Here is a 26,952-nt window from a genome sequence, read left to right on the forward strand (position 1 = left end):
GAGGCCCATGCAATCGTTCCTGCCGGTCCTGTCGATCCTCGGCACCATCGTGATGGCCTTTGCCTTGACCATGGGCGTGCCTCTGGGGGTGGCCTGGTTCGGACAGGACGAGGCCCTGGCGTCGTGGCATGTGGGCATCGCTCTGACCTTCGGGGTGGGCGTGGTGATGCGCCTGCTGGCACGGCATCACCGGCGCGAGCTGCAGCCGCGCGACGGGGTGATGCTCGTCTCGCTGGTGTGGACGGTGCTGCCGCTGTTCGCCAGCGTGCCGCTGATGGTTTATTTCAGGCAGGCGGGCATGCCCCTGTCTTTCACCGATGCGTATTTCGAGGCCATGTCAGGCCTCACGACGACTGGGGCGACGGTGCTCAGCGGTCTGGACGCTCTGCCGCCATCGATCAACCTGTGGCGCTGCTTCATGCAGTGGATGGGGGGCATGGGCATCCTCGTGCTGGCGGTGGCCATCTTGCCGATGTTGGGGGTCGGCGGCAGCCAGCTCTTTCGGGCCGAGGTGGCCGGCCCGCTGAAGGACACCAAGCTGACGCCGCGCATCACCGAGACTGCCAAGGGCCTGTGGAGCATCTACTGTGTGCTGTCGGTACTGTGCGTGCTGGCCTATCGGGCTGCGGGAATGAGCTGGTACGACGCCTGGGTGCACATGTTCACCACGGTAAGCCTGGGCGGGCTTTCGTCGTACGACGCCAGTTTCGGGCATTTCGATTCGCCCCTGATCGAGGCCGTCTGTGTGTTCTTCATGCTGGTGGCCGCCTGCAACTTCGCGATGTACTTCGTCGCCATGCGCAAGCGCAGTCTGCAGCGCCTGTGGGTGGATCCGGAAGCCCGCGGCACGCTCGGCCTGTTGCTGCTGTCGTCGGCCATCGTGGCCGTGCTGTTATGGAGCAAGGGGGTCTACGAGGATCCCCTGCAGGCGGTGCGCATGGCTTTCTTCAACGTGATCTCGATCGCTACCACCACGGGCTACGCCAACACCGACTATGCGCAATGGCCCATCTTGGCCCCGGTGCTGATGCTCATGCTCTCGGGCCTGAGCACCAGTGCGGGTTCCACGGGGGCGGGAGTCAAGATGGTGCGAGTGCTCATTCTGCTCAAGCAGGCCCGGCGCGAGATGTCTCGCATCGTGCACCCCCGAGCGGTCCAGCCCGTGACCCTGGGGACCAGCACCGTGGACAATGACACCATCTTCGCCGTGCTGGGCTTCATGCTCGTCTATGGGGCCACGATCATTGGCCTGACCATGGTGCTGCTGGCCACCGATCTGGATGTGGTCACCGCCTTCACTGCCGTGGCTGCCAGCGTCAACAACATGGGCCCGGGTTTGGGCGCAGTGGGGCCCGCGAGCAACTTCGCCGGTCTGAGCGATTTTCAGACCTGGGTGTGCACTCTGGCCATGCTACTGGGCCGGCTGGAGATGCTGTCCTTCATGGTGCTGCTGACCCCTTCGTTCTGGCGCAAGTGAGCGGCTGTCGGGACGACGTTGCCGCAGGATTCAGCCCGATGGTCGCCCGGCGCTGTTCACGGTTGGCTCGTTGCCCGATCGCGGTTAGCATGGGTGGGCCCCACGCATCGACGGTCTTCGATTGGTCGCCAGGGGTGTCACCATTGCTGTACCGTTGAGGGCATGAACAAGCCGCCGATCGATTTCTACTTCGACTTCTCCTCGCCCTACTCGTACATCGCGTCCGAATGGATCGAGGCCCTGGCTGCGCGGCATGGGCGCACCGTGCGCTGGCATGCCGTGCTGCTGGGCGTGACCTTCCAGGCCGCCGAACTGCGACCGCCGGTGGCGCATCCGCTCAAGCGCGAGTACGTGCTGCGCGACTTTGCCCGTTCGGCGCGTTTCGAGGGGGTGCCTTACACCCAGCCTGCCGTTTTTCCGATCCCGACCCAGAATGCTGCACGGGTTTTCTGGTGGCTGCACGACGGCGATCCCGCGCGAGCCGTGGCTTGGGCGCGCGCCGGTTTGCGGGCCTATTTCGCACGCGGTGTCGATCTGTCGGACGTACAGGCCCTGAAAGGGCTGGCCTCGCAGTTCGGGCTCGACGCGGACCAGGCCGAGGCCGTTTGGAACGACCCGGTGTGGAAAGAGCGCCTCAAGCATGCCAACGAGGCCGCAGTGGCCGCCGGCATGTTCGGTGCGCCGTACATCGTGGTCGATGGCGAACCCTTCTGGGGCAATGACCGCAAGGCCCAGATCGAACGCTGGCTCTCGCAGGGGCCGTTCTGACCCGGAGGTGCGGATGAAAAAAGGCTACAAGGCCCTGGTGGACGAGGCCATGGCCCAAGTGACGACCTACAGCGTCGAGCAAGCGCGCGCCAAGCTCGGCGACCCCGACGTGTGTTTCGTCGATGTGCGCGACGTGCGCGAGCTCGAGCGCGAGGGGGTCATCCCCGGCGCCGTCCACGCACCGCGCGGCATGTTGGAGTTCTGGGTCGATCCCGAATCGCCCTACCACCGGCCGGTGTTCGCCGAGGACAAGGAATTCATTCTGTTCTGCGCCGCCGGCTGGCGCTCGGCCCTGGCCACCAAGACCCTGCAGGACATGGGCCTGCCGCGCGTGGCCCACATCGAGGGGGGCTTCTCCGCCTGGAAGAGTGCCGGCGCGCCGGTGGCCGACAAGCCGAAGAAATAGGGCCTGGATAGGGTCTGCCCGCTAGTCAAGTGGCCCTGGGTCGGCCTAGAATTGACGTTTACGTAAACGTCAATAAAGTGTCGGCCTGCCACGGGCCGGCCGGCTGGGAGCCTGCATGAGCGTCCTCGAGTCCCGACTCCATCCCCGTTCCGACGAATTCAAAGGCAATGCCGCCGCGATGCGGGCCCTGGTGGACGACCTGAACCGTCAGCTCGCCACCATCGCCCAGGGGGGCGGCGAGGCGGCGCGGGCCAAGCACCTGGCCCGCGGCAAACTGTTGCCGCGCGAACGGGTGGACATGCTGCTCGACCCGGGCACTCCCTTTCTGGAGCTGGCCCCGCTGGCGGCGTTGAACATGTACGGCAACGAGGCGCCGGGGGCCGGGCTGATCGCCGGCATCGGCCGGGTGTCGGGCGTGGACTGCGTGATCGTCTGCAACGACGCCACCGTCAAAGGGGGAACCTACTACCCCATGACGGTGAAAAAGCACCTGCGCGCGCAGGAGGTGGCCCAGCAAAACGGCCTGCCGTGCATCTACCTCGTGGACAGCGGCGGTGCCAACCTGCCCAATCAGGACGAGGTCTTTCCCGACCGCGACCACTTCGGCCGCATCTTCTACAACCAGGCCACGATGAGCGCGGCCGGCATTCCGCAACTGGCGGTGGTGATGGGCTCGTGCACCGCTGGCGGGGCCTATGTGCCGGCGATGAGCGACGAGGCCATCATCGTGAAGAACCAGGGCACCATCTTTCTGGGCGGCCCGCCGTTGGTGAAGGCCGCCACCGGCGAGGTGGTCAGCGCCGAGGATCTGGGTGGCGGGGACGTGCACACGCGCCTGTCGGGCGTGGCCGACCACCTGGCCGAGAACGACCTGCACGCCCTGGCGCTGGCGCGCGCCGCGGTGGCACGCTTCAACCGGCGCAAGCCCCAGCCGCTGGCCTGTGTGTCGCCGCGGCCTCCGAAGTACGCGCCCGAAGAGCTGCACGGCGTGATCCCCACCGACCCACGCAAGCCCTTCGATGTGCGTGAGGTCATCGCCCGCATCGTCGACGCCAGTGAGTTCGACGAGTTCAAGGCACGCTACGGCAGCACTCTGGTGTGCGGCTTTGCTCACATCGAGGGCATGCCTGTGGGCATCGTGGCCAACAACGGCATCCTCTTCAGCGAAAGTGCCAACAAGGGGGCGCATTTCATCGAGCTGTGCTGCCAGCGCAAGGTGCCGCTGGTCTTCCTGCAGAACATCACCGGCTTCATGGTGGGCCGCAAGTACGAGAACGAGGGCATCGCCCGCGCCGGCGCGAAGATGGTGACGGCGGTCGCCTGCGCCCAGGTGCCCAAGTTCACCGTGATCATCGGGGGCAGCTTCGGCGCGGGCAACTACGGCATGTGCGGCCGGGCCTATTCGCCCCGCTTTCTGTGGATGTGGCCGAATGCGCGCATCAGCGTGATGGGCGGTGAGCAGGCCGCCAGCGTGCTGGCCACCGTCAAGCGCGACGGCATCGAGGCCAAGGGCGGCCAGTGGAGCGCCGAGGAGGAAGAGGCCTTCAAGGCCCCGATCCGCCAGCAGTACGAGGAGCAGGGACACCCGTACTACGCCTCGGCCCGGCTGTGGGACGACGGCGTCATCGACCCGGCCGACACACGCCGCGTGCTGGCCCTGGGCCTAAGCGCCAGTCTCAATGCCCCCATCCCGGAGACGCGCTTCGGCGTCTTCCGTATCTGACCTCAGGAGGCTCCATGCCCGCCACCCTCGACATCCGCATCGACGGCCCCGTGGCCCGTGTCTGGCTCAACCGGCCAGACGTGCGCAATGCCTTCAACGATGCCACCATCGCCGAGCTGACCGAGACGTTCCAGGCCCTGGGCCGTGATCCGCAGCTGCGCGCGGTGGTGCTCGGCGCTCACGGCAAGGCCTTCAGCGCAGGCGCCGACCTGAACTGGATGCGCGCGATGGCCGACTACACCTGGGAGCAAAACCGCGATGACGCGGCACGACTGGCCGAGATGCTGTGGACGCTGTACAGCTGCCCGCTGCCGGTGGTGGGGCGGATCCAGGGCGACTGCTATGCCGGCGGTGTGGGCCTGGCGGCCGTGTGCGACGTGCTCGTGGCGGCCGAGGGCGTGCAGTTCTGCCTGTCGGAAGCGAAGCTGGGCCTGCTGCCGGCCACCATCAGCCCCTATGTGATCCGCGCGATGGGCGAGCAGGCGGCGCGGCGCTACTTCCTCACCGCCGAACGCTTCGATGCCGCTCAGGCCCATCGCCTGGGCTTCGTGCACGAGGTGTGCTCGGCGCAGGCGCTGGACGAGCGCGTCGATGCGATCGTCGCGGCCCTGGTGGCCAACGGCCCGCAGGCGGTGAAGGCCTGCAAACGCCTGGTGCAGGACGTGGCGGGCCAGCCGATCAGCGCGGCGCTGCGCGAGGACACCGCACGACGGATTGCCGACGTCCGCGCCAGCGACGAAGGCCGCGCCGGGGTGCGCTCCTTCCTCGACAAGCGCAGCCCGCCCTGGGCCGGTGCGTGAGCCGCAAGCCCATTCAACGACACGAAGGTCTGTGCATGTTCAAGAAGATCCTGATTGCCAATCGTGGCGAGATCGCCTGCCGGGTGGCGGCCACCGCCCGACGCCTGGGCATCCGCACCGTGGCGGTGTACTCCGACGCCGACGCCCAGGCCAAGCACGTGCAGGTGTGCGACGAGGCCGTGCACATCGGTGGACCGGCGCCGCGCGACAGCTACCTGCGCCACGAACGCATCCTGGAGGTGGCGCGTGCCACCGGCGCGCAGGCCATCCACCCAGGCTATGGCTTCCTCAGCGAGAACGAGGTCTTCGCCCAGGCCTGTGAGCAGGCGGGCATCGTCTTCATCGGCCCGCCCGCCTCGGCCATCGCCGCGATGGGCAGCAAGGCGGCCGCCAAGGCCCTGATGGAGAAGGCCGGCGTGCCGCTGGTGCCGGGCTACCACGGGGATCGGCAGGAGAGCGACTTCCTGCTCGCACAGGCCCAGGCCATCGGCTTTCCGGTGCTGATCAAGGCCAGTGCCGGTGGGGGCGGCAAGGGCATGCGCGCGGTGCAGGCGGCCGAGGAGTTCGAAGCCGCGTTGGCCTCCTGCAAGCGCGAGGCGCGTTCGAGCTTCGGTGACGACCACGTGCTGGTGGAGCGCTACGTGACCCGGCCGCGCCACATCGAAATTCAAGTGTTCTGCGATGCCCACGGCAACGGCGTCTACCTCTTCGAGCGCGACTGCTCGGTGCAGCGGCGTCACCAGAAGGTGCTGGAAGAAGCGCCCGCGCCGGGCATGACACCGCAGCGCCGGCGCGAGATGGGCGAGGCGGCCGTGGCCGCGGCGCGGGCCGTGGGCTACGTGGGCGCGGGCACGGTGGAGTTCATTGCCGAGCAGGACGGCCGCTTCTACTTCATGGAGATGAACACCCGGCTGCAGGTGGAGCACCCGGTCACCGAGGCCATCACCGGGCACGACCTGGTGGAATGGCAGCTGCGCGTGGCCGCAGGCGAGCCGCTGCCGGCGCGGCAGGAGGATCTGCACATTCGCGGCCACGCCATCGAGGCACGGCTGTGCGCGGAAAACCCCGAGGCCAACTTCCTGCCCGCCACGGGGCCCTTGCGGGTCTTCCGCCCGCCGACGCGGGCCAGCGAGTTCACGGTGGCGCCGGTGCGTGTGGATGCGGGGGTGCGCGAGGGCGATGAGATCTCGCCGTACTACGACTCGATGATCGCCAAGCTCATCGTGCATGGCGACACGCGCGAGCAGGCCCTGGCCCGGCTCGATGCAGCGCTGGCCGAAACTCATATCGTGGGTCTGCACACCAACGTGGCCTTCCTGCGCCGCGTGGTGACCAGCGCGTCGTTCGCCGGGGCTGACCTGGACACCGCGCTGATCGAGCGCGAGCGCGCTCATCTGTTCGGTCAGCCCGGACTGCCCCTGGCCTGTGCGGTGGCTGGCGTGGCCGCGAGGGTGTTGGCTGACGAGGCGGCGCTGCAGGATGCCGACCCCTGGAGCCGGCGCGATGGCTGGCGCCTGCACGGCACTGCGCGCCGACGCATGGAGATCGAAGCCGCAGGCCAGCGCCATGTGGCCTTTCTCGAATACCTGCATGACGGCCGGCACGTGCTCGACCTGGGGGGGCAGCGGCAGCCGCTGCAGGTGCATGCACGCTCGGCCGAAGTCCACGAGGTGGTGCTAGGGGAATCGCGCTGGCGCCTGACGGTGTACCGCCACGGCGAGCACTTCCATGTGTTCGCCCCCGAGGGTGTGGCCGTGCTCCAATGGATCGATGCGATCGCCCATGCAGGCGAGGGCGTTCATGAGGGCGGGCGGCTGACCGCTCCGATGCCCGGCAAGGTGCTGGCCTTGCATGTAAGCGCCGGTCAGGCCGTCAAGAAGGGCCAGGCCCTGGCTGTGATGGAGGCGATGAAGATGGAGCACACGATCGCGGCCCCGGCCGATGGCGTGATCGAGGCCTTGCTCTATGGGGTGGGCGACCAGGTGGCCGAGGGGGCCGAACTGCTGAGGCTGAAAGTGTCTTGAGGGCGCTTACTGGGCGCCAAGCGTCAACGGGCCACCAGGTCGGCTGGCGCCAAGGGCGGCGCCCAGGGAGCGCCACCAGGCGCGGCGAGGGCGTGGCGCCGGCGTGGAGCGGGTGGGCGGGGGAGGCACAAGCGGCCGCGGGGCGCTGGCTTGGACGAACTGCTCGGCCAGGCGTTCGAGCTCTTCGTTCTCGCTGGCGCGGCAGACGTTGAGCACGTCCAGCGCATAGAGCTCGCGGCTGAGCATCAGGCCCACGTCGATGCCGCTGCCCAGTTCGCGCAGCAAGGCAAAGTGAATGCGGGTGGCGATCTGGAGGCGATGGGTGCGACGGTCCATGGTGGATGTCCTCGTGACGGACGCATTGTTCTTCCCTTGCGTGCCCAGGGCTATCCCCATAAAGGTGGAACAGTCCCCCCCTAAATTGGGGGCAAAATCGACATCGATGGTTGGAGATTGGTGATGTTGCCTGCACGTGTCACCCTGGTGGACGTCGGTCCGCGCGATGGTCTGCAAAACGAGAAGCAGCCGGTGTCGGCGGCCCACAAGATCGAGCTGGTCCACCGCCTGCAGGCCGCTGGCCTGCGTGAGATCGAGGTCACCAGCTTCGTCTCCCCCAAATGGGTGCCCCAGATGGCCGACAACGCCGAGGTCATGGCGGGCTTGCAGCGCCAGCCGGGCGTGCGCTACTCGGTGTTGGTGCCCAACATGAAGGGCCTGGAGGCGGCCTTGCCCACGCGGCCCGATGAGGTCGTGGTGTTCGGCGCCGCCAGCGAGGCGTTCAGCCGACGCAACATCAACTGCTCGATCGAGGAGTCGATCGAGCGCTTCCGACCGGTCGTGCAGGCCGCGCGCGAGCGGGGCCTGAAGGTGCGCGGGGCCATCTCGTGCGCCGTGGGCTGCCCCTACCAGGGGGAGGTCTCGCCCGACGAGGTCGAGCGGGTGGTGCGCCTGATGAAGGACATCGGCGTGCAGCACGTGGGGGTGGCCGACACCATCGGCGTGGGCACGCCGCGCAAGGTGCGTGCCGCGATGGAGCGGGCCTTGCGGCACTACCCGCTGCACGAGGTGAGCGGGCATTTCCACGACACCTATGGCCAGGCCATCGGCAACATCTATGCCTGCCTGGAGATGGGCATCCACCACTTCGACGCCAGCGTGGCGGGCCTGGGCGGCTGCCCCTATGCCAAGGGGGCGACCGGCAACGTGGCCACCGAGGACGTGGTCTTCCTGCTGCAAGGACTGGGCATCGACTGCGGCATCGATCTGGATGCGCTGGTCGATGCGGGCGACTTCATCTCGCGGGTGCTGGGCCGCAAGCCGGTATCGCGCGCTGGCAATGCCTTGCTGGCCAAGCGCGTGCGCGAGGAGGCCGCAGCATGAGCGTCCTTGTGCCCGCCGATCTGCATGAACGCCCCGAGGGCTTCCAGCGCGTGGCCCGGGCGCTGGCCGCTGCCGGTCATCCGCAGCCACCGGTGTTCCTGGAGGTGGCCGCGCGCACGGCCCAGGAGGCGGCCGATGCACTGGGCATCGTGGTGGGCCAGATCGCCAAGAGCATCGTGTTCCGCCGCAAGACCGACGATGCCGCGGTGCTGGTCGTGACCTCGGGCGACAAGCGCGTGGACGAGGCGAAAGTGGCGGCGCTCGTGGGGCCGCTGGGGCGTGCGGATGCGCAGTTCGTCAAGGCCCGCACCGGGTTTTCCATCGGGGGCGTGTCGCCCGTGGCGCACCTGCAGCCGCCGGTCATGCTGATCGACCGCGAGCTTTTCCGCTTCGAGGTGGTGTGGGCCGCGGCGGGGCATCCCAACGGGGTCTTCCCGGTGGCGCCGCAGCAGCTGGTGGCGCTCACGGGCGCACCGGTCGAGGACGTGGTGCAGTGAGTCGGCATCACCCGCCCCGGCCCGATGCTGGCCGGGTGCCCAGCCCCTGTGTCAGCGTGTGCCGCATGAACGCGACCACCGGCTGGTGCGAGGGATGCCACCGCACCCTGGAGGAGATCGCCGCCTGGTCGACGATGAGCGACAGGGACAAGCGCGCGGTGTGGAAGCAATTGCCCGCGCGCCGGCAGGCCGCGGCGCGTGCCGCGACGGAGGGCTCATGAAAGCGCTGCAATTCTGGTTCGACCCGGTCTCCCCCTATGCCTACCTGGCCTTCGAGCGGCTGCCCCAGGTGCTTGAAGGCCTGTCGTACACCGTGAGCTACCGGCCGGTGCTGTTCGCCGGGCTGTTGCAGCATTGGGGCCAGCTCGGGCCGGCCGAGATCCCGCCCAAGCGGGACTGGACCTACCGCCAGGTGGCCTGGCTGGCGCACCGTCTGGACATCCCGCTGGTGATGCCGGCGATTCACCCGTTCAACCCCCTGGCGCTGTCGCGCCTGCTGCTGGCCCACGGCCAGGCCTCGGCCCTGCCGGGTGCGGCCAATCGCTTCGCCTGCGAGACGGTGCTGCGGCGGGTGTGGCGCAGCGGCGAGGCTGCCGGCGAGCCCGCCCAGGTCGAGGCCTTGGCCGAGGCGCTTGCGCCCGGGCGGGCCCAGGAGCTGCTGGCCGCCTCGCGCGACGAGACGGTCAAGGCCATGCTGCGCAGCAACACGGACCAGGCGGCGGCCGGGGGCCTCTTCGGGGTGCCCACGGTGGTGGTCGAGGACCGGGCTTTCTGGGGCCTGGACGGATTGGAACTGCTGGCCGCCTGCTTGCGGGGGGATCCCTGGTTCGAGGGGCCGGCCTGGGAGGCCGCGGCCCATGTGCCCGGCGGCAGCGTGCGCCGCGCCGCGCCGGGTCAGCCTTGAGGCCGGCGAGACGGCGTCGGCCCGACGGGATGCTGCTTCGAGCCTGGGCAAAAACGTGCACATGACCGGCTTGCAGGCAGGGGCAGCCGGCGGCAAGATGCAACTCATCCCCTGACGTGCTAGCGTCAGGATGAAGGTGGGCGGACCCGCCCGCCGGCGATTCCTTGCGGTTGGCGCCACCGCCGCACGGGGCGTCTGCGCAGCTGTCGCGCACGAGGTGGCGGTCGGGGCGGGTGACCGATGGGCAAGCGTGCGCTGTACAGCAGTTCCAGGCCGGCGATGCCGGCTCAGACAGCCCAGGCGGCGACACCGCGGGTTCTGCCTCCGGCGGGCGCTGCCACGGCGGGCTCTGGCGGCCCCTCCCGTCTTCCGCCGCCGGATGCCGGGCGCTGGGCCCATCTGCGGGCCTGGGCGGGGCGCCACGAGCGTTGGGGGCTGGTGCTGGCCGGCGCCTTGCTGGGCTTGGCGCTGATGCTGCTGCAAGACACCTGGCGCGACCCCCTGGGGCGTCTCACGCAGGACGACATCGACAAGGCGGTGCTGCACACCCTGGCGAACAAGCCCCTGCCTTCGATGGCGGCCAAGGCCTACGAGAAGATCCGGCCCTCGGTGGTGCGCGTGCGGGGGCTGAGCCTGCCCAATGCCCAGGGCCAGCAGCGGGAAATCGGCACCGGCACCGGCGTGGTCATCGTCGATGAAGGCCTGATCCTCACCAACCTGCATGTCGTGATGGGGGCACCGCGGTTGCAGGTGGTCTTCGACGACGGGCATGAAGCCGATGCCGACGTCGTCGCTGCCCAACCCGAGAACGACCTCGCGGTGATCAAGCCGCGCAGCCTGCCCGACGACCTCGTTCCAGCCACGTTGCGCTCCACGGGCGATCTGACCGTGGGCGATGCGGTGGTGGCGGTCGGCTTTCCCTTCGGCATCGGCCCCACGGCCACGGCCGGCGTGGTTTCGGGCCTGGACCGGGAATTCCGCTCGCCCGAGGGCGAACGCATCCTGACCAACCTGATCCAGTTCGATGCCGCGGCCAATCCTGGCAGTTCCGGCGGCCCGCTGGTCACGGCCGACGGTGAGGTCGTGGGCATCGTGACCGCCATCCTCAACCCCACCGAACACCGGGTCTTCGTGGGCATCGGCTTTGCCGTGCCCATCGAGAACGCCGCGGCGGCGGTGGGCTTGTCACCCTTTTGACGACGCTGTTTTCCTGGACCTGCGACGAAAGGACGCCCGCATGGACATCACCTCCTCCCCCAACGCCGTGGCCGAGCAGATGCAGCGGGTGCTCTATGAAGTCAAGCGCGTGGTCGTCGGGCAGGACCACTTCCTCGAGCGCGTGCTGGTGGCCATGCTGGCTCAGGGCCACCTGCTGGTCGAGGGCGTGCCCGGTCTGGCCAAGACGCTCACGGTGAAGACCCTGGCGCGGGTGATGCGCGGCAGTTTCCGGCGCGTGCAGTTCACGCCCGACCTGGTGCCCGCGGATCTGGTGGGCACGCGCATCTACAACCAAAAGACAGGCGAGTTCAACACCTCGCTGGGCCCCGTGTTCACCCACCTGCTGCTGGCCGACGAGATCAACCGGGCCCCGGCCAAGGTGCAAAGCGCCCTGCTCGAGGTGATGCAGGAGTACCAAGTCACCATCGCGGGGCAGACGCATCCCGTGCCCCGGCCCTTTCTCGTGATGGCCACGCAAAACCCCATCGAGACCGAAGGCACCTACCCGCTGCCCGAGGCCCAGGTCGACCGCTTCATGATGAAGGTGCTGGTGGGCTATCCGAGCGAGGAGGAGGAGTTCGTGATCGTGCAGCGCGTCACGGGCCGCCCCGAGGACGTGGCCCCGGTCGTGAGCACCGAGGAGCTCGCACAACTGCAGAAGGAGTGCCGCAAGTGCTTCGTGGACCCTTCGTTGATCCAGTACGCGGTCAAACTGGTGGCGGCCACCCGCTCGCCCGAGCGTTTCGGTCTGCCCGATCTCTCACGCTACCTGAGCTTCGGCGCCAGCCCGCGCGCCACCATCCACCTCATCGAGGGTGCACGCGCCCTGGCGCTGCTGCGCGGGCGGCCCTACGTGCTGCCCGAGGACGTGACCGACCTCGTGCCCGACGTGCTGCGACACCGCCTCGTGCTGTCCTACGAGGCCCTGGCCGAGGCCCTCACGGCCGACCACCTGGTGCGGCGCATCATGGACAAGCTGCCCGTGCCCGACAAGCCCCTGGACACCCATGCACGCACCGAAGTCGTCGTCTGAGGCCCGACGCCGGGCCGAGACCCGCCCCGCGGCGGATGGCGAAGCTGCGCCTTTCGAGACGAGCCAGACCCACGCCGCGCTGGGCGAGGCCGACCGTCTGCTGCGCCGGCTGGAGTGGACGGTGCTGCGCCGTCTGGACGGCCTGCTCGAAGGCGACTACCGAACCTTGTTTCGTGGCCAGGGGCTCGATCTGGCAGACCTGCGCGAGTACCAGTTCCACGACGACGTGCGCTACATCGATTGGAACGTGACCGCACGCATCCAGGTGCCGCATGTGCGCGAATTCCAGCAGGACCGCGACATCAACGTCTGGTTCTTGCTCGACCTCAGCGGCTCCGTGCATTTCGGCGCCGGCGAGTTCAGCAAGCGCGACCTGCTGATCGCTTTCGTGGCCTTGATGGCGCGCTTGCTCACGCGCCATGGCAACCGCGTGGGCGCCATCGTCTGCGGCGACACGGTCGACACCGTGATCCCGGCGCGTGGCGGGCGCTCCCAGGTGCTGCAACTGGTGCACGGGCTGCTGACACGGTCCGTGCCTGCGGCGGCCCGGTCAGGAGGGGCGGACGGAACCGATCTGGCCCAGCTCTTCCACCGCGCGGGCAGCCTGATGCGCCGGCGCTCGCTGGTCTTCGTCGTGTCGGACTTCATCGCCGCGCCGGGCTGGACCGAGCCCCTGGGCCGCCTGGTGCAGCGCCACGAGGTGCTCGCCGTGCGTCTGACCGATCCGCTGGAGGCGGCGCTGCCCGACCTGGGCCTGGTGATGTTCGAGGATGCCGAGACAGGCGAGCAACAGTTGGTGGACACCCACGACGCGGCGTTTCGCCGGCGCTTCGAGCAAGCCGCGCAGGACCGCGAGGCCCGATTGCGCCTGGCCTTCGGCGACGCCGGGGTGGACGTGCTGGAGCTGGCCACCGACGAGGACCTGGTTGCGGCGGTGCGCCGCTTCGTCGAACTGCGCAGGCTGCGTGCGCGCCTGGCCGCCGGCGGCGGGGCCGTGTCCTCGCGTCCGGCCGCGGCCCTGGCCTCGACGACACCCTCGTGATCACAGGGAGACGGACATGGCATTCCTCTGGCCTGAGATGTTGTGGCTGCTGGGGCTCGTGCCCCTGAGCATGGCCGCCTACTGGTGGCTGCTGCGCCGCCGCCGACGCCAGGCGCTGCGCTATTCCGGGCTGTCCCTGGTGCGCGAGGCCCTGGGCCGCGGTCCGGGCTGGCGCCGCCATGTGCCTCCTGCGCTGATGTTGCTGGCGCTCATCGGCCTGCTCGTGGCCGTGGCCCGGCCCACGGCCCGCGTGATCCTGCCGTCGCAACAGCGCATGGTGATCCTGGCGATGGACGTCTCGGGCAGCATGCGTGCCACCGACGTCGAGCCCAACCGCATGGTCGCGGCCCAGGCGGCCGCACGGGAGTTCGTGGCCCTGCAGGACAGCGGCACCCGCATCGGCGTGGTCACCTTTGCCGGCACGGCCCTGCTGACCCAGCCGCCCACCCACAGCAAGGAAGACGTGCTCGCCGCCATCGACCGCTTCAACTTCCAGCGCGCCACGGCCGTGGGCAGCGGCATCCTGGTGTCCTTGCAGGCCATCTTTCCCGACATCGAGTTCGACCTGCGCGGCAGCAACCCGCGCCCGGGCAGCGAGGACAACCGCCTGGGCCGCTCGCTCGACCAGCGCGGCGGGGTCGGCGGCAAGGCACCGCCGCCGCCGGTGGAGCCGGGCTCCTACGCCTCGGCCGCCATCATCCTGCTCACCGACGGCCAGACCACCACCGGCCCCGACCCGCTGGAGGCCGCCCGCATGGCGGCCGAACGCGGCGTGAAGATCTACACCGTGGGGGTGGGCACCGAGCAGGGCGAGATCCTCGTCGGCGACGGCTGGTCCATGCGCGTGCGCCTGGACGAGGAAGCCCTGCGCGGGATCGCCAACCTCACCGGCGGGGAGTACTTCTATGCCGGCTCGGCCCCCGACCTGAAGAAGGTCTACCAGGGCCTGCATTCCAAACTGGCACTGGAAACCCGCGAGATCGAGATCACGGCCCTGTTCGCTGCCGCGGCAGCGGTGCTGATGCTGCTGGCCGCCGGCTTGTCGGTGTTCTGGTTCCACCGGGTGTTGTAGCCACGGCCATGTGAGCGGGGTTCAGGCATCATCGGTCGCGAACGTGACGGCCGGGCCGTGCCCGGCCGTGCATGATGCCTGCACACCTCGCACAGCCCCACCGATGAACGACACCTCTGCCCACGCCGTCGCACCGGCCACGCCGTCCGAGCGTCCTCCCCGTCCTGCCGCCACCCTGGTCGTCGTGCGCGACGGTCCGTCCGGGCTGGAGGTGCTGTTGCTGCGCCGTGCCGAACGGGGCGACCACAACAGCGGCGCCTGGGTCTTTCCCGGTGGCCTGGTCGACCCGGGCGACCGGGAGGCGAGCGCCTGCGCCCGCGGGCTCGATGCGCGTACCGCCAACGAGCGGCTGGGCCTGAACGACGGGGCCCTTGACTACTTCGTCTGCGCGATCCGCGAATGCTTCGAGGAATGCGGCCTGCTCTTTGCCGACGGGCCGCGCCCCGACGCGCCCACGCTGCTGGCCTGGCGGCACGACGTCCACCGCGGCGAACGCTCCTTTGCCGAGTTGTGCCGCCAGGCCGGCTGGACGCTGCGCCTGGATCGGCTGGCCTACCTCAGCCATTGGCTCACGCCCCTCGGGCGCGCCAAGCGCTTCGATACGCGCTTTTTCGTCGCCGTCGCGCCCGAGGGGCAGGACACGGCTCACGACACCCACGAGACCGTCGAGCACGGCTGGTTCCAACCCGCCGAGGCCCTGGCCCGCGACGCCGGCGGTTTCAAGCTGATGACCCCCACGCGCGTCACGCTGGAACTGCTGTCTCGCTTTGCCGATGCGGCGTCCCTGATGGCCTGGGCCCGTGCGCCGCGTGAGGTGGCCTTGGTGATGCCGCGCATCGGCCGGGGGCCGCAGGGCGAGCGCCCTGTGATGCCCGACGAACCCGCCTGGGCCGAGATCGGCCGCCTGGACCCGCAGGGCCATGGTCATGCGTCCTACGCGCTCGAGCCCGGCGTGCCGGTGCGCCTGTCCGAGCGGGTGATCCGCGTCACCGCGCCCAACGGCAGCGTGATGACCGGGCCGGGCACCAACACCTACCTCGTCGGGGGCGGCGCGGCCAACCGCTGGACCGTGATCGACCCCGGTCCGGCTGACGAGGTGCATGTCCGGGCGGTGCTGGCCGCCTCGCCCGGTCCCATTGAGGCCATCGTCCTCACCCACAGCCACCAGGACCATTCGCCGGCCGCGCGGCGGTTGCGCGAGCTCACCGGGGCGCCGGTGGCAGGGCGCTGGCCGGCCCACCCGCAGGGCCAGGACGCGCAACTCGCGCTGGACCACGAGCTGCAGCACGGGCAGCGCCTGACCTGTGCGGCCGATGCCCATCTGCGTGTGTGGCACACCCCAGGGCACGCCTCGAACCACCTGTGCTTCCTGCTCGAGGAGGAAAAGCTGCTCTTCACCGGCGACCACGTGATGCAGTCGTCCACCGTGGTGATCAATCCGCCCGACGGCGACATGGCGGCCTACCTCGCCTCGCTGCGGGCCCTGCTCGACGTAGACCTCGAATGGCTGGCTCCCGGCCATGGCTTCCTGATGGCCGAGCCCCGCCAAGTGCTGGAAGGCCTCATCGCCCACCGCCTGCACCGAGAGGCCCTGGTGCTGCAGGCCGTCGCCCGCCTGGGGCCGGCGCCGGTGGGGGCCTTGCGCGAGCAGGTCTACACCGGGATCCCTCCCGTGCTGCAGGCCATGGCCGAACGCTCCCTGCTGGCCCATCTGCTCAAGCTGCAATCCGAAGGCCGGGTGCGTGCATCCGAGGCGGGCTGGAGCGCCACCTGAACCTCAGCGAGGCGGCGGCAGCGGCTCGCCCCACAGGCGCCGCCACAGCCACGGCAGCGCCAGCGCCAAGTTGGGGCGCGAGCCCACCTGTTCGGGCCGTTCCAGCGGCACCGGGTCGCTGCGCAGCTGCGCCATGCGGAAGGTGAAGAAGTAGAAGGGCTCCTGCCCCATGCGCAGGTCGCTCATCAGCACATGGCCATCGCGCGCCTGCATCTTGAAGTAGCCCTTGCTGAACCAGGCCAGGCGCTCCACCGGCCAGTGGCCCCGCAGCGCTTCATACAGCGCCTGGCCGCGGTCGAAACGGTCGAAGTGCACGTCGCGCGTGTCGTCCAGCAGCGAGTAGAAGCCCTCCAGGTGGGCATCGGGCGTGATCACCAGGATGCGCCACAGCACGGTGTTGAAGGCCGTGGGCGTGGCCATCACCTGCCGCACCTCCACCCCCTGGGCTGCGAGCGACTCGCGGGCCGCGGCCAGGGCCTGCTGCTGGGCCACGACGCTCCAGCCGAGGTAGGCCGTGCTCAGCACCAGGCCGGCGGTGTTCCAGCGCAGGCGGTCGACCTGCCGCGACCTCCAGGCCGCGGTCACGCCTACCAGCAGGGGCAGTGTGTACAGCGGGTCGATGATGAAGATGCTGCCCACGCCGAAGGGGTGGTCGCTGAAGGGCAGGGCGAGCTGAGTGCCGTACACCGTCATCGTGTCCAGCAGCGGATGGGTCACGAGCACCAGCCACAGGGCCAGCCACCAGCGCCGGAACAAGGCGGCCTCGCTGTGCACGCGCGTCACGATCCAGGCCAGCAGCGGCGAGGCCAGGGTCAGATAGAGCAGGGCATGGCTCTCGCCCCGGTGGTAGGTCATGTTGCGCACCGGATCGCCGAAGTCGATCAGCGCATCCAGGTCGGGCAGGGTGCCGGCCAGCCCTCCCCACAGGGCGGCCTTCCACAACGCGGTGCGCCGCCCCATCACGGCCAGGCCGACGGCCGAGCCCAGGGCGATCTGCGAGAGCGAGTCCATGCTTGGCATTGTGGGCTCGCTCCATCGCTCCCGTGGGGGCAGGGGTGGGTGGGGCTGTACGATAAGCGCACACAACCCCCTCTTTGGGGGTGCATGACAGCGTGACGGGCAGCCTCTAGCATCCGAGGTCGATGGATCGACGGGAGACCGTTGCCCGCCACCGACACCGCGGTTGCAGCGGCCCCAGTGTCCCGGGAGTACTTGAGCGTGCCATTCCTGCGGCCCGTGCAACGTTGGCTGATCGTCGTGTGCGTGCTGGCCGTGGCCGCCGTGCTGGCGTGGCGCTGGGCGCCGCACCCGGGGCGCGACGACAGTCTGCAGCGCGTGCAGGCGGGCGCTGCCTTGCGCGTGGGCTATGCCGTGGAGGCCCCCTACGCCCTCGTGCAGGCCGACGGTGGGGTCACCGGGGCGGCACCGGAGCTTGCGCGCTTGGTCGGCGAACGACTGGGCGTGCGGCAATTCGTCTGGATCCAAACCCACTTCGATGCTTTGATCCCCGAGCTGTTGGCGCGACGCTTCGATGTCGTGGCGGCCGGCATGTTCATCACGCCTGAACGTGCCGAGCGCGTCGCTCACTCGCGGCCGACCCAGAAAGTGCGTGCGGGGCTGCTGGTGCGCGCTCCCACAGAGGAAACGGCCAAGGCGACCGGCGCGATCGACGAGCTGGCGCGCGTGGCCGTGATCGAAGGCTCGGTCGAGCACATCCGCTGGGTGCGGGCCGGTTGGCCGGCCGATCGACTCATGCTCGTGCCCGATGCGGCGGCCGGGCGCAGTGCCGTGCTCGAAGGCTTGGCCGATGCGCTGGCCCTGTCCCTGCCCACCGTGCGCTGGATGGCCGCTCACAGCAACGGCAAGCTCAGCGCCCGCGCCATGGGCAGCGGACAAGCATGGACCGAAGAAGCCGACTTCACCGCCTTCCAGTTCCATCCGCAGGACGTGGCCTTGCGCGAGGCGTGGGACGAGGCACTGGCTGCCGTGATCGGCAGCCCGGCCCATCTGGAGGCGGTCCGGCCCTGGGGCTTCGGGCTCGAAGAGCTTCCCGGCTCCCTCAGCGTGCGAGAGGTTTTGGTTCGATGACCCGGGTGTCGAGGCGGCTCGTCTGGCGATCGTCGGCCACACTTTGGGCCTGGGTGGCGCTGTCGTCGGCGCTATGCATCAGTGCGGCCATGGTGTGGTTGCTGACGGCCCAGCAGCGGCAGATCGATCGCAAACTGGAAGCGATGCAATTCATGCGCAGCGCCGCGAGCGACTTGGCCCAGGGCTTCATGCACGTCACCCTGAGCAGCGAAGACTCGCCCTGGGATGCGGGCCAAGGATTGGCCCTGATCGACCAGGCCTTGCATCACATCACGCAGGCCGTGCAAAGCTTTCCGCAGAACTCGAACCATGGGGCTGCACTCGTGGAAGAAGTCAGCCAGCTGCGCAGCCGCTTGGCCCAAACCATACAGACAGGTCCGCGTGATGACCTGCGTTCGGTGCGATGGCGACTCGATCTGCACCGAATTCATGCCCTGACGATGCGAGTCACCCAAGAGATGCGATCTGCGCTCGATGAGCGAATTGCCCGAGACCGTCGTGTGCAGCACGCTGCGCTGTTGGGAGCCACCATGCTGCTGGCCCTCGTGGCGGCGGCGGTGGCTTTGTCGGCGCGCCACCAGCGCCGCGCCGAACAGGCGTTGCGCGACAGCGAAAGCCGCTACCGGGCCTTGGCCAACGAGCGCCAGCGGCACCTGGACCGCGCCATCGAGGCGCGCAGCCAAACCGAGGCGTTCGCCCGTACCGTGGCCGATCACCAGCCCTCGTTCGTGTCGTACTGCGACGCCGACTTGCGCCTGCGCTTTGCCAATCGCGCCTATTTGGCATGGATGGGGCTGAGCGAAGAACAAGCCTTCGGGCGCACTTACGAGGAATTGTTCGGTCCTCAGCGGCACGAGCAGTTGCGCCCGCGCATCGAGCCGGTGTTGGCCGGGCAGTTGGTTCAAGGCGAAGAAGTGCTGGTCAGTGCCCAAGGCACGCCGCGCCGCTTTTGGGTGCAACGCTTGCCCGACATTCAAAACGGTCAAGTGCGCGGCTACTACTTTTTCGCCACCGACATCACCGAACTCAAGCAGGCGCAGGCCCGCCTGGAGATCCTCAATCTCGACCTCGTGCAGGCGCGCAACCGGGCCGAGGCGGCCAATCGCGCCAAGAGCGCCTTCCTGGCCAACATGAGCCACGAAATCCGCACGCCGATGAACGCCATCATCGGCCTGACCCATCTGATGCAGCGCGACGCACGCGACCCCACCCAGGCTGAGCGCCTGAGCAAGGTGGAAGAAGCGGCCCAGCACCTGCTGTCGATCATCAACGACGTGCTCGACCTGTCCAAGATCGAGGCCGGCAAACTCCAACTCGAGTGCGCCGACTTTCGCATGGACGGCATGCTCTCGCGCGTATGCGCCCTGGTAGGCCAGCGCGCGCGCGACAAGGGCCTTGAATTGGTGCTCGACACCGATCACCTGCCTGCGACAGCCCATGGTGACGAGACCCGCCTGGCGCAGGCCTTGCTCAACCTGCTGGGCAATGCGGTGAAGTTCACCTCCAGCGGCATGGTCCTGCTGCGTGGCGAATTGCTGCGCGAGGACGGGCCGCACTTGAGGCTGCGCTTTTCGGTGCGTGACACCGGCGTGGGGCTGACGGCCAATCAGCTCGAACGCATTTTCGAACCCTTCGAGCAAGACGACGGCACCACCACCCGGCGCCATGGCGGCACCGGCCTGGGCCTGGCCATCACCCGCCACCTCGTGCAGCTGATGGGCGGCGAGGTGGGCGTTGAAAGCGAGCCTGGTGTTGGCAGCACGTTTTGGTTCACGGTCGAGCTGGGGCGGGCGGCCCGAGTGGCGCCGCGCGCGGACACCCGATTGCAAGACTTGCGGGTGCTGATCATCGACGACCTGCTCGAGGCCCGTGAGGCCTTGGCAGAGATGCTGCGAGTCATGGGCTTGCGAGTCGAACTTGCCGACAGCGGCGCGGCGGCGCTCGAAGGCCTGGATGCGGCCGACCGTGCAGGCCTGCCCGATGTGATCTTGACGGATTGGCTCATGCCCGGGATGGATGGCATCGAGACCTTGCGTCGCCTGCGCGAGCGGCTGGGGCAGGCCATGCCGCCCAGTCTGATGGTGACCGCCCGAGACGATCCCAGCCTGTGGGAGGCCGCCCGTCAAGAGGGTGCGGCGGCGGTGTTGCTCAAGCCCGTCACCCCCTCGGCCTTGCATGATGCGCTGATGAACGTCCTGCGCGTCGAATCTCAGCCGGCCCAGGCTCCGGCGGCACGGGGCGTGGGGTCAAGTCACTGGTCTGGCGCCGGCCGCGTGCTGCTGGTCGAAGACAACCCGGTCAACCAGGAGGTCGCGCGCGAGCTGCTGCACGTCGTCGGCCTCACGGTGGACGTGGCCGCCACCGGCCGCCAGGCCGTCGAGATGGCCGCGGCCCATCCCTACGCCCTGATCCTGATGGACATGCAGATGCCCGAGATGGACGGCATCGAGGCCACCCGCGCGATCCGCACGATGCCTTTGCATGCGCGCACCCCCATCCTGGCGATGACGGCCAACGCCTTCGGTGAAGACCGCGAAGCCTGCCTGGCCGCCGGCATGAACGACCACATCGCCAAGCCGGTGGAGCCGGGGCTGCTCTATGCGCGTCTGAGGCGGTGGCTGGTGATGGATGCCTGTGGCAACTGAGCGAATCGAATGGCAGGCCGTGACCGTCGGCTGAGCGCTTGCGCTTGCGTTCTCCAGGTATTACGATGAAGGATATCGTAAGGAGAGTCTGATGTCTGAAACCACCTTGACCAGCAAGGGCCAGGTGACCGTGCCCCGGGAAATCCGCGACAGGCTGGGCCTTGCATCCGGCGACAAGTTGACCTTCACGCTGCTGAGCGACGGAACCGTCATCATGCGAGCCAAGACGCGGCGGCTGCTCGACGTGGCCGGATCGCTCACGCGGCCGGGCCAGCCGAAGGTCACGGTCGAGCAGATGAATCCCTTCAAGCGGTGAGCATCGCTCTCGACACCAATGTGCTGGTGCGCCTGCTGGTGCGCGATGACGAAGCGCAGTTTGAAGCGGCCAGGCATCTGATCCATCAGGCCGCCGCCGCGGACGAGCCTGTCCTGATCATGCTGTGCGCGCTGATGGAGACCGAATGGGTGCTCAGGAGCCGCTACCGGCTCGACAAGGCATCCATCGCAGCAGCCTTCGGGCACCTGCTGGAAAGCCGCGGTGTCACCTTCGAACACGAACCGACGGTTGAAGAAACCCTGTACCTGTGGTCCCAGCACCCGTCGGCCGACTTTGCCGACTGCCTGCTTGCGGCACGCGCTGCCCAGCTTGGGCGCACCCGCTTCGTGACCTTCGACGCCGGCGCAGCGAAGCTGCCGAACACCGAACTGCTGGCGTGAGCGAGATTCCCTTGCAGGATGGTAGGCCGTGCTGGGCTCGAACCAGCGACCAAAGGATTATGAGTCCTCTGCTCTAACCAACTGAGCTAACGGCCCGGGGTGAAACCTGAGGGCCCCGATTGTAGGCGGTGCTACTTCTGGCTCAGCGCGTTGGACACCAGGCGGGAGGTGATGTCCACGATCTGGATCATGCGGTCGTAGGCCATGCGGGTGGGGCCGATCACGCCGAGCGTGCCCACCACCTGGCCGTTCACCTCGTAGGGGGCCGAGACGACGGACAGCTCCTCGTAGGGCACGACCTGGCTCTCGCCGCCGATGTAGATGCGCACACCCTCGGCGCGGCTGGAGACGTCGAGCAGGCGCATGAGCTGGGTCTTCTGTTCGAACAGGTCGAAAAGCTTGCGCAGTGACTCCAGGTCGCTGGAGAAGTCCTGCACGGTCAGCAGGTTGCGCTCGCCCGAGACGACCACCTGCTCCTGGCTGCTGGCCATGGCCTCGGTGCCGGCTTGCACGGCCGCCTGCATCAGGTCGGCGATCTCGCCGCGCAGGGCCTCCACTTCGGTTTGCAGCCGGTTGCGCACCTCCTCGATGGTCAAGCCGGCGAAATGGGTGTTGATGTAGTTCGTGGCCTCGACGAGCTGGGCCTGGCTGTAGGGGTGCTCGGTGAAGAGCACGCGGTTTTGCACATCGCCGTCAGGGGCGACCAGGATCACCAGGACACGTCGGTCGGACAAGCGCAGGAACTCGATGTGGTGGAACACCGAGGGCTTGCGCGGCGCAGTGATGACGCCCACGAACTGAGACAGATTGGACAGCAGTTGGGCGGCGTTGGCGATCACGCGCTGCGGCTGATCGGGCTGGAGCTGGTCGCGCACGCAGGCCACCTCCGGCGGCGGCTGGTTCAGGTCCAGCGGCCGGGCGGTGAGCATGGTGTCGACGAACAAGCGGTAGCCGCGCGCAGTGGGCACCCGCCCGGCCGAGGTGTGGGGGCTGGCGATCAGCCCCAGCTCCTCGAGGTCGGCCATCACGTTGCGGATGGTGGCCGGCGACAGCTCCAGCCCCGAGGCCTTGGACAGGGTGCGCGAACCCACCGGCTGGCCGTCCGCGATGTAGCGTTCCACCAGGGTTTTGAGCAGGGTCTTGGCGCGGTCGTCCAGCATGTCATCGATTTTAGGGCGCGCCGGCGCGCTGCAAGGGGCGCGGGGCAGGCGTTTTCCCGGGCCTGGCAGGGACTTGGGCGACACCGTGGCGGCGTGGGCGCTGTGGTGTAATCCCGCCCATGAAATCCCGCTTCCGTCACGTGGCACTGATCGGCAAATACCAGGCCCAGGGCATGCGTGGGGTGCTGGAGGACATTGCCCAGTTCATCTGTCGCCAGGGGGCGGAGGTCTCGGTCGAACACGACACGGCGATGAACACCGGCCTGACCGGCCACCCCATGCTCGACGTGCAAGGCGTGGGCCGCGACTGCGACTTGGCCGTCGTGGTGGGGGGCGACGGCACCATGCTGCACATCGCCCGCGAGGTGGCGCGCCACGGGGTGCCGCTGGTGGGCATCAACCAGGGCCGCTTGGGCTTCATCACCGACATCCCGGTGGGCGAGGTGCGCGAGGTGTTGGGGCCCGTGATGGCCGGCGACTTCGAGGAGGAGCGCCGCAGCATGCTCGAGGGCCAGGTCGTGCGCGATGGTCGCGTCATCTTCGAGGCCTTCGCCCTCAACGACGTGGTGGTCAACCGCGGCGCCACGGCCGGCATGGTGGAGTTGCGCATCGAGGTGGCCGGCGACTTCATGGCCAACATCCGCTGTGACGGCCTCATCGTGGCCTCGCCCACGGGCTCGACGGCCTATGCGCTGTCGGCCGGCGGACCCATCTTGCACCCCGACATTGCGGGCTGGGTGCTGGTGCCCATTGCGCCGCACACCCTGTCCAACCGGCCCATCGTGCTGCCCGACGACAGCGAGGTGGCGGTGGAGATCGTGGGCGGACGCGACACGAGCGTGAATTTCGACATGCAAAGCCTGGCCAGCCTGATGCACGGCGACGTTGTGCGCGTGCGCCGCTCGGCGCACCGGGTACGCTTTCTCCATCCGCGCGGCTGGAGCTATTACGCCACGCTGCGCAGAAAACTCCATTGGAACGAAGGTTTGGGGGCCTGAGCCGATGCTGCGTCGCATCGCCCTGAGAGATTTCGTCATCGTCCACGCGCTCGAGGTCGAGCTGGCCCCGGGCTTTTCCGTGCTGACCGGCGAGACCGGCGCCGGCAAGTCCATCCTGATCGATGCGCTGCAACTTGCGCTGGGCGCGCGTGGCGACGCGGGGGTGGTGCGCGAGGGGGCCGCCCGCACCGAGATCAGCGCCGAATTCGACAGTCCGGCCGCTCTGGCGGCATGGCTGGACGAGGCCGGCTTCCAGCCCGACGAGGTTCTGCTGCTGCGACGCAGCATCGATGCCCAGGGCAAGAGCCGCGCCTGGATCAACGGCAGCCCGGCCACCGTGGCCCAGCTCAAGGCGGTGGGCGAGCGCCTGGTGGACATCCATGGCCAGCATGCCTGGCAGAGCCTGACTCGGCCTGAATCGGTGCGCGGCCTGCTCGATGCCTATGCGGGCTGCGACCTGACGCCGCTCGCACGGGCCTGGACGGACTGGCGGGCGGCGGCCCAGGCGCTGGAAGACGCCCGTGCCGGCCAGGACCACCTGCAGCGCGAGCGCGAGCGCCTGGCCTGGCAGATCGGCGAGCTCGACAAGCTCTCGCCCGGCCCGGACGAATGGGCCGAGCTCGATGCCGAGCACCGGCGCCTGAGCCATGCCCAGGCCCTGATCGATGCGGTGCAGGCCGCCTTGCAGGCGGTGTCCGAGTCCGAAGGCAGCGCCGACGAACTGACCGCCCGGGCCATCGACGGCCTGGAGGCGGTGGCCGACTACGACGGCACGCTGGCCAACGTGATCGAGGTGTTGCGCAGTGCCCAGGCCCAGCTCGAGGATGCCGCCCACAGCCTGAACGCCTACCTGCGCCATGGCGAACTCGATCCTGCACGCTTGCAGGAGCTGGACGAGCGCCTGTCGAGCTGGCTGGGCCTGGCGCGCCGCTACCGCCGACCGCCCGAGGAGCTGCCTGCGCTGTGGGCGCAGTGGAAGGAGGAGCTGGCCCGGCTCGACGCGGCGGCCGACCTGGAAGGCCTGGAGCGCGCCGCGGCCCAGGCCCGCAAGGCCTACGATCAGGCGGCGCGCGAGGTCTCTCGCGCCCGCCGGGAAGCCGCACCCCGGCTGGCCCAGGCCGTCACCCAAGCGATGCAGCAGCTCGGCATGGCCGGCGGGCGCTTCGAGGTGGCCTTGGTGCCCCACGATGCACCGCAGTCTCATGGCCTGGAGTCGGTGGAGTTCCTGGTCGCCGGTCACGCCGGCAGCTCGCCGCGCCCGCTGGCCAAGGTGGCCTCGGGGGGGGAGCTGTCGCGCATCGCGCTGGCCATAGCCGTCACCACCAGCCAGCTCGGCGAGGCCGGCACGCTGATCTTCGACGAGATCGACGCTGGCGTGGGCGGCGCGGTGGCCGACACCGTGGGGCGGCTGATGAAGCAGCTCGGGCGCGACCGCCAGGTGCTGGCCGTCACGCATCTCCCGCAGGTCGCTGCCTGTGCCGATCACCATTGGGTGGTCAGCAAGACCACCGAGGCGGGCCGCACCACCAGCAGCCTGCGCGATGTGGCCGGCGAGGCCCGGGTGGCCGAGCTGGCCCGCATGCTGGGTGGCCAGCAGCTCTCTGGCACGAGCTTCGCGCATGCCCAGGAGATGCTGGCCACGGCCGCCACGCCACCTGGCTTGGCCCCGGTGCCGCGGGTGCGGAGGCGCGGATGACCGAGTCCGCCCCGGCAGTGTTGCGCGAGCTGGTGCTCATCACCGGCATCTCCGGCTCGGGCAAGTCGGTGGCGCTGCACGCCCTGGAGGATGCCGGCTACTTCTGTGTGGACAATCTGCCTGCCGAACTGCTGGAGTCATGCGTGCGGCTCGAGCACGAGAAGTTCACCCCGCGCGTGGCCATCGCGGCCGACGTGCGCGCCGTGCAGTCGTTGCCGCTGCTCGCGCCCGCGCTGGCGCGGCTGCGCGGCCAGGGGGTCACGGTGCGACCCATTTTCCTGGACGCTTCCACCGACACGCTGGTGCGGCGTTTCTCGGAGACGCGCCGCCGCCACCCCTTGTCCGATCCTTTGGCGGCCGACCCCACCGCCCAGCGCGCGCTGATCGAGGCGATCGAACTCGAGCGCGACTTGCTGGCCGAGTTGCGCGAGATGTCTACCATCATCGATACCAGCGAACTGCGGCCGGCCCAACTGCGGCAATGGACGCGCCAAATCGTGCAGGCTCCGGCGGCCTCGCTCACGCTGGTGTTCGAGTCCTTTGCTTTCAAGCGTGGGGTGCCGCTCGATGCGGACTACGTCTTTGACGTGCGCATCCTGCCCAACCCCTACTACGACCGCGAGCTGAGGCCCCACACCGGGCGCGACGCGCCGGTGATCGCCTACCTGCAGCAACAGCCCGAGGTGGCCGAGATGCTGGCCCAGATCGAAGCCTTTCTCAAACGCTGGCTGCCCGCCTTCGAGCAGGACCAGCGCGCCTACCTCACCGTGGCGGTCGGCTGCACTGGTGGGCAGCATCGTTCCGTCTACCTCGTCGAACAACTGGCCCAGCGCTTCCGGGCGCGGGGCTCTACCCTGATCCGTCACCGCGAGCTCGATGCGCGTGGCGCTGCTTCATGACCGATCTGCCCGACCCCTCCGCGCTGCCACTCTTTCCCCTGCAAACCGTGCTGTTCCCCGAGGGCCTGCTGGGCCTGAAGGTGTTCGAGGCGCGCTATCTCGATCTCGTCAGCCAGTGCCTGCGCACCCAGCGGCCCTTCGGCGTCGTGGCCCTGCGCCAGGGCCAGGAAGTCCGGCGCGAAGGCCAGGCCGTGGCTTTCGAAGCCGTGGGCTGCTTGGCCGAGTTGATCGAGGTCGACAGCGAGCAGGCTGGCATCTTGCATGTGCGCTGCCGCGGCTCGCGGCGTTTCCGCATCCGCTCCACGCGCCAGCGCGACGACGGTCTGTGGTTGGCCGAGGCGGATTGGCTGCCTGCCGACCCGGCCGTGCTGCCGCAGGAGGACTACCTCGCCAGCGCACAGGCTCTGGCCAACGCGATCCAGATGCTGCGCCAGCGCGGGCCCTTGCCGTTCCTGGAGCCCTTCCGCTTCGAAGACGCTGGCTGGATCGCCAACCGCTGGTGCGAGATCCTGCCCATCCCGCAGGCCGCGCGCCAGAAGCTGATGGAGCTGGAGGATCCTCAGGTGCGCCTGAAGCTGGTCGATCAGTTCCTGCGCAGCAAGGGCATCATTGGCGAAGCCTGAGGGCCTGT

26 protein-coding genes and 1 tRNA gene are annotated in these 26,952 nt (G+C 69.0%); 23 read left to right on the forward strand and 4 right to left on the reverse strand.

Going from position 1 to position 26,952, the window contains the following annotated elements:
• The first annotated feature begins 7 nt into the window (after nt 1-7).
• The 6 genes from ACK4ZD_RS01990 to ACK4ZD_RS02015 all read left to right on the forward strand — a co-directional run bounded on the left by ACK4ZD_RS01990 (nt 8) and on the right by ACK4ZD_RS02015 (nt 7,198).
• On the forward strand, nt 8-1,477 hold the full coding sequence (locus ACK4ZD_RS01990; RefSeq protein ID WP_409658035.1) for a TrkH family potassium uptake protein: 1,470 nt from the start codon (nt 8-10) through the stop codon (nt 1,475-1,477).
• Nucleotides 1,478-1,639: 162 nt separating this feature from the next.
• Nucleotides 1,640-2,245 carry a 2-hydroxychromene-2-carboxylate isomerase gene (locus tag ACK4ZD_RS01995; protein ID WP_409658037.1) on the forward strand — a complete coding sequence of 202 codons (606 nt, stop codon included), beginning with the start codon at nt 1,640-1,642 and terminating at the stop codon, nt 2,243-2,245.
• Between the two features lie 7 nt (nt 2,246-2,252).
• Complete coding sequence (locus ACK4ZD_RS02000; protein WP_409658040.1) at nt 2,253-2,651, forward strand: rhodanese-like domain-containing protein; 399 nt, start codon at nt 2,253-2,255, stop codon at nt 2,649-2,651.
• A 115-nt stretch (nt 2,652-2,766) separates the two neighbouring features.
• Nucleotides 2,767-4,374: a carboxyl transferase domain-containing protein gene (locus ACK4ZD_RS02005; protein WP_409658043.1), complete on the forward strand. Its 1,608-nt coding sequence runs from the start codon at nt 2,767-2,769 to the stop codon at nt 4,372-4,374.
• Between the two features lie 14 nt (nt 4,375-4,388).
• On the forward strand, nt 4,389-5,174 hold the full coding sequence (locus ACK4ZD_RS02010; RefSeq protein ID WP_409658045.1) for an enoyl-CoA hydratase/isomerase family protein: 786 nt from the start codon (nt 4,389-4,391) through the stop codon (nt 5,172-5,174).
• A 35-nt stretch (nt 5,175-5,209) separates the two neighbouring features.
• Nucleotides 5,210-7,198 carry an acetyl/propionyl/methylcrotonyl-CoA carboxylase subunit alpha gene (locus ACK4ZD_RS02015; protein WP_409658048.1) on the forward strand — a complete coding sequence of 663 codons (1,989 nt, stop codon included), beginning with the start codon at nt 5,210-5,212 and terminating at the stop codon, nt 7,196-7,198.
• 6 nt (nt 7,199-7,204) lie between these two features.
• On the opposite strand, the gene ACK4ZD_RS02020 is transcribed toward ACK4ZD_RS02015, so the two are convergent.
• Nucleotides 7,205-7,534, reverse strand: coding sequence for a hypothetical protein (locus ACK4ZD_RS02020; protein ID WP_409658051.1), 330 nt, complete (start codon nt 7,532-7,534; stop codon nt 7,205-7,207).
• A gap of 123 nt (nt 7,535-7,657) precedes the next feature.
• Between ACK4ZD_RS02020 and ACK4ZD_RS02025 the strand changes: the two genes are divergently transcribed.
• From ACK4ZD_RS02025 to ACK4ZD_RS02065, 9 genes are all read left to right on the forward strand, one after another.
• The gene (locus ACK4ZD_RS02025) at nt 7,658-8,578 is read left to right on the forward strand and encodes a hydroxymethylglutaryl-CoA lyase (protein WP_409658054.1); all 921 of its coding nucleotides are present in this window, start codon (nt 7,658-7,660) and stop codon (nt 8,576-8,578) included.
• On the forward strand, nt 8,575-9,075 hold the full coding sequence (locus ACK4ZD_RS02030; RefSeq protein ID WP_409658057.1) for a YbaK/EbsC family protein: 501 nt from the start codon (nt 8,575-8,577) through the stop codon (nt 9,073-9,075). Before ACK4ZD_RS02025 ends, ACK4ZD_RS02030 begins: the two co-directional genes overlap by 4 nt.
• Nucleotides 9,072-9,296 (forward strand): DUF1289 domain-containing protein, encoded by a 225-nt coding sequence (locus ACK4ZD_RS02035; protein ID WP_409658060.1) that lies wholly within the window; start codon nt 9,072-9,074, stop codon nt 9,294-9,296. Before ACK4ZD_RS02030 ends, ACK4ZD_RS02035 begins: the two co-directional genes overlap by 4 nt.
• Nucleotides 9,293-9,979 (forward strand): 2-hydroxychromene-2-carboxylate isomerase, encoded by a 687-nt coding sequence (locus ACK4ZD_RS02040; RefSeq protein ID WP_409658063.1) that lies wholly within the window; start codon nt 9,293-9,295, stop codon nt 9,977-9,979. Before ACK4ZD_RS02035 ends, ACK4ZD_RS02040 begins: the two co-directional genes overlap by 4 nt.
• Nucleotides 9,980-10,219: 240 nt before the next feature.
• Nucleotides 10,220-11,176, forward strand: a complete 957-nt coding sequence (locus ACK4ZD_RS02045) for a S1C family serine protease (RefSeq protein ID WP_409658066.1) — start codon at nt 10,220-10,222, stop codon at nt 11,174-11,176.
• A 40-nt stretch (nt 11,177-11,216) separates the two neighbouring features.
• Nucleotides 11,217-12,230: an AAA family ATPase gene (locus ACK4ZD_RS02050; RefSeq protein ID WP_409658069.1), complete on the forward strand. Its 1,014-nt coding sequence runs from the start codon at nt 11,217-11,219 to the stop codon at nt 12,228-12,230.
• On the forward strand, nt 12,205-13,272 hold the full coding sequence (locus ACK4ZD_RS02055) for a DUF58 domain-containing protein (protein WP_409658072.1): 1,068 nt from the start codon (nt 12,205-12,207) through the stop codon (nt 13,270-13,272). Before ACK4ZD_RS02050 ends, ACK4ZD_RS02055 begins: the two co-directional genes overlap by 26 nt.
• Nucleotides 13,273-13,288: 16 nt before the next feature.
• Nucleotides 13,289-14,344 (forward strand): VWA domain-containing protein, encoded by a 1,056-nt coding sequence (locus tag ACK4ZD_RS02060; RefSeq protein WP_409658075.1) that lies wholly within the window; start codon nt 13,289-13,291, stop codon nt 14,342-14,344.
• 103 nt (nt 14,345-14,447) lie between these two features.
• Nucleotides 14,448-16,118, forward strand: coding sequence for an MBL fold metallo-hydrolase (locus ACK4ZD_RS02065; RefSeq protein ID WP_409658078.1), 1,671 nt, complete (start codon nt 14,448-14,450; stop codon nt 16,116-16,118).
• A 3-nt stretch (nt 16,119-16,121) separates the two neighbouring features.
• On the opposite strand, the gene ACK4ZD_RS02070 is transcribed toward ACK4ZD_RS02065, so the two are convergent.
• The gene (locus tag ACK4ZD_RS02070) at nt 16,122-17,129 is read right to left on the reverse strand and encodes a metal-dependent hydrolase (RefSeq protein WP_409658081.1); all 1,008 of its coding nucleotides are present in this window, start codon (nt 17,127-17,129) and stop codon (nt 16,122-16,124) included.
• 225 nt (nt 17,130-17,354) lie between these two features.
• Here ACK4ZD_RS02070 and ACK4ZD_RS02075 point away from each other — a divergent pair, with 225 nt between their 5' ends.
• From ACK4ZD_RS02075 to ACK4ZD_RS02090, 4 genes are all read left to right on the forward strand, one after another.
• The gene (locus ACK4ZD_RS02075) at nt 17,355-18,206 is read left to right on the forward strand and encodes a transporter substrate-binding domain-containing protein (RefSeq protein ID WP_409658084.1); all 852 of its coding nucleotides are present in this window, start codon (nt 17,355-17,357) and stop codon (nt 18,204-18,206) included.
• On the forward strand, nt 18,203-20,851 hold the full coding sequence (locus ACK4ZD_RS02080; protein WP_409658087.1) for a response regulator: 2,649 nt from the start codon (nt 18,203-18,205) through the stop codon (nt 20,849-20,851). The genes ACK4ZD_RS02075 and ACK4ZD_RS02080 overlap by 4 nt, the downstream gene beginning before the upstream one ends.
• A gap of 91 nt (nt 20,852-20,942) precedes the next feature.
• Nucleotides 20,943-21,167 (forward strand): AbrB/MazE/SpoVT family DNA-binding domain-containing protein, encoded by a 225-nt coding sequence (locus ACK4ZD_RS02085; RefSeq protein WP_409658091.1) that lies wholly within the window; start codon nt 20,943-20,945, stop codon nt 21,165-21,167.
• The gene (locus ACK4ZD_RS02090) at nt 21,164-21,568 is read left to right on the forward strand and encodes a PIN domain-containing protein (protein WP_409658094.1); all 405 of its coding nucleotides are present in this window, start codon (nt 21,164-21,166) and stop codon (nt 21,566-21,568) included. Before ACK4ZD_RS02085 ends, ACK4ZD_RS02090 begins: the two co-directional genes overlap by 4 nt.
• Before the next feature lie 19 nt (nt 21,569-21,587).
• Here ACK4ZD_RS02090 and ACK4ZD_RS02095 read toward each other — a convergent pair.
• A tRNA-Ile gene (locus tag ACK4ZD_RS02095) sits at nt 21,588-21,664 on the reverse strand.
• Between the two features lie 35 nt (nt 21,665-21,699).
• A complete protein-coding gene (hrcA, locus tag ACK4ZD_RS02100) occupies nt 21,700-22,728 on the reverse strand; it encodes a heat-inducible transcriptional repressor HrcA (protein WP_409658097.1) in 1,029 nt (342 codons plus the stop codon).
• 119 nt (nt 22,729-22,847) lie between these two features.
• Here hrcA and ACK4ZD_RS02105 point away from each other — a divergent pair, with 119 nt between their 5' ends.
• Genes ACK4ZD_RS02105 through ACK4ZD_RS02120 form a run of 4 tightly spaced genes read left to right on the forward strand, consistent with a single transcriptional unit; the run spans nt 22,848 to nt 26,944 of the window.
• The gene (locus ACK4ZD_RS02105) at nt 22,848-23,726 is read left to right on the forward strand and encodes an NAD kinase (RefSeq protein WP_409658100.1); all 879 of its coding nucleotides are present in this window, start codon (nt 22,848-22,850) and stop codon (nt 23,724-23,726) included.
• A gap of 4 nt (nt 23,727-23,730) precedes the next feature.
• Nucleotides 23,731-25,422, forward strand: coding sequence for a DNA repair protein RecN (gene recN, locus ACK4ZD_RS02110; RefSeq protein ID WP_409658103.1), 1,692 nt, complete (start codon nt 23,731-23,733; stop codon nt 25,420-25,422).
• On the forward strand, nt 25,419-26,321 hold the full coding sequence (gene rapZ, locus ACK4ZD_RS02115) for an RNase adapter RapZ (protein ID WP_409658105.1): 903 nt from the start codon (nt 25,419-25,421) through the stop codon (nt 26,319-26,321). Before recN ends, rapZ begins: the two co-directional genes overlap by 4 nt.
• Nucleotides 26,318-26,944, forward strand: coding sequence for an LON peptidase substrate-binding domain-containing protein (locus tag ACK4ZD_RS02120; RefSeq protein ID WP_409658108.1), 627 nt, complete (start codon nt 26,318-26,320; stop codon nt 26,942-26,944). The genes rapZ and ACK4ZD_RS02120 overlap by 4 nt, the downstream gene beginning before the upstream one ends.
• Nucleotides 26,945-26,952: the final 8 nt, after the last annotated feature.

It is taken from the genome of Caldimonas sp. (assembly GCF_046291045.1).
Lineage (GTDB): Bacteria > Pseudomonadota > Gammaproteobacteria > Burkholderiales > Burkholderiaceae_C > Caldimonas.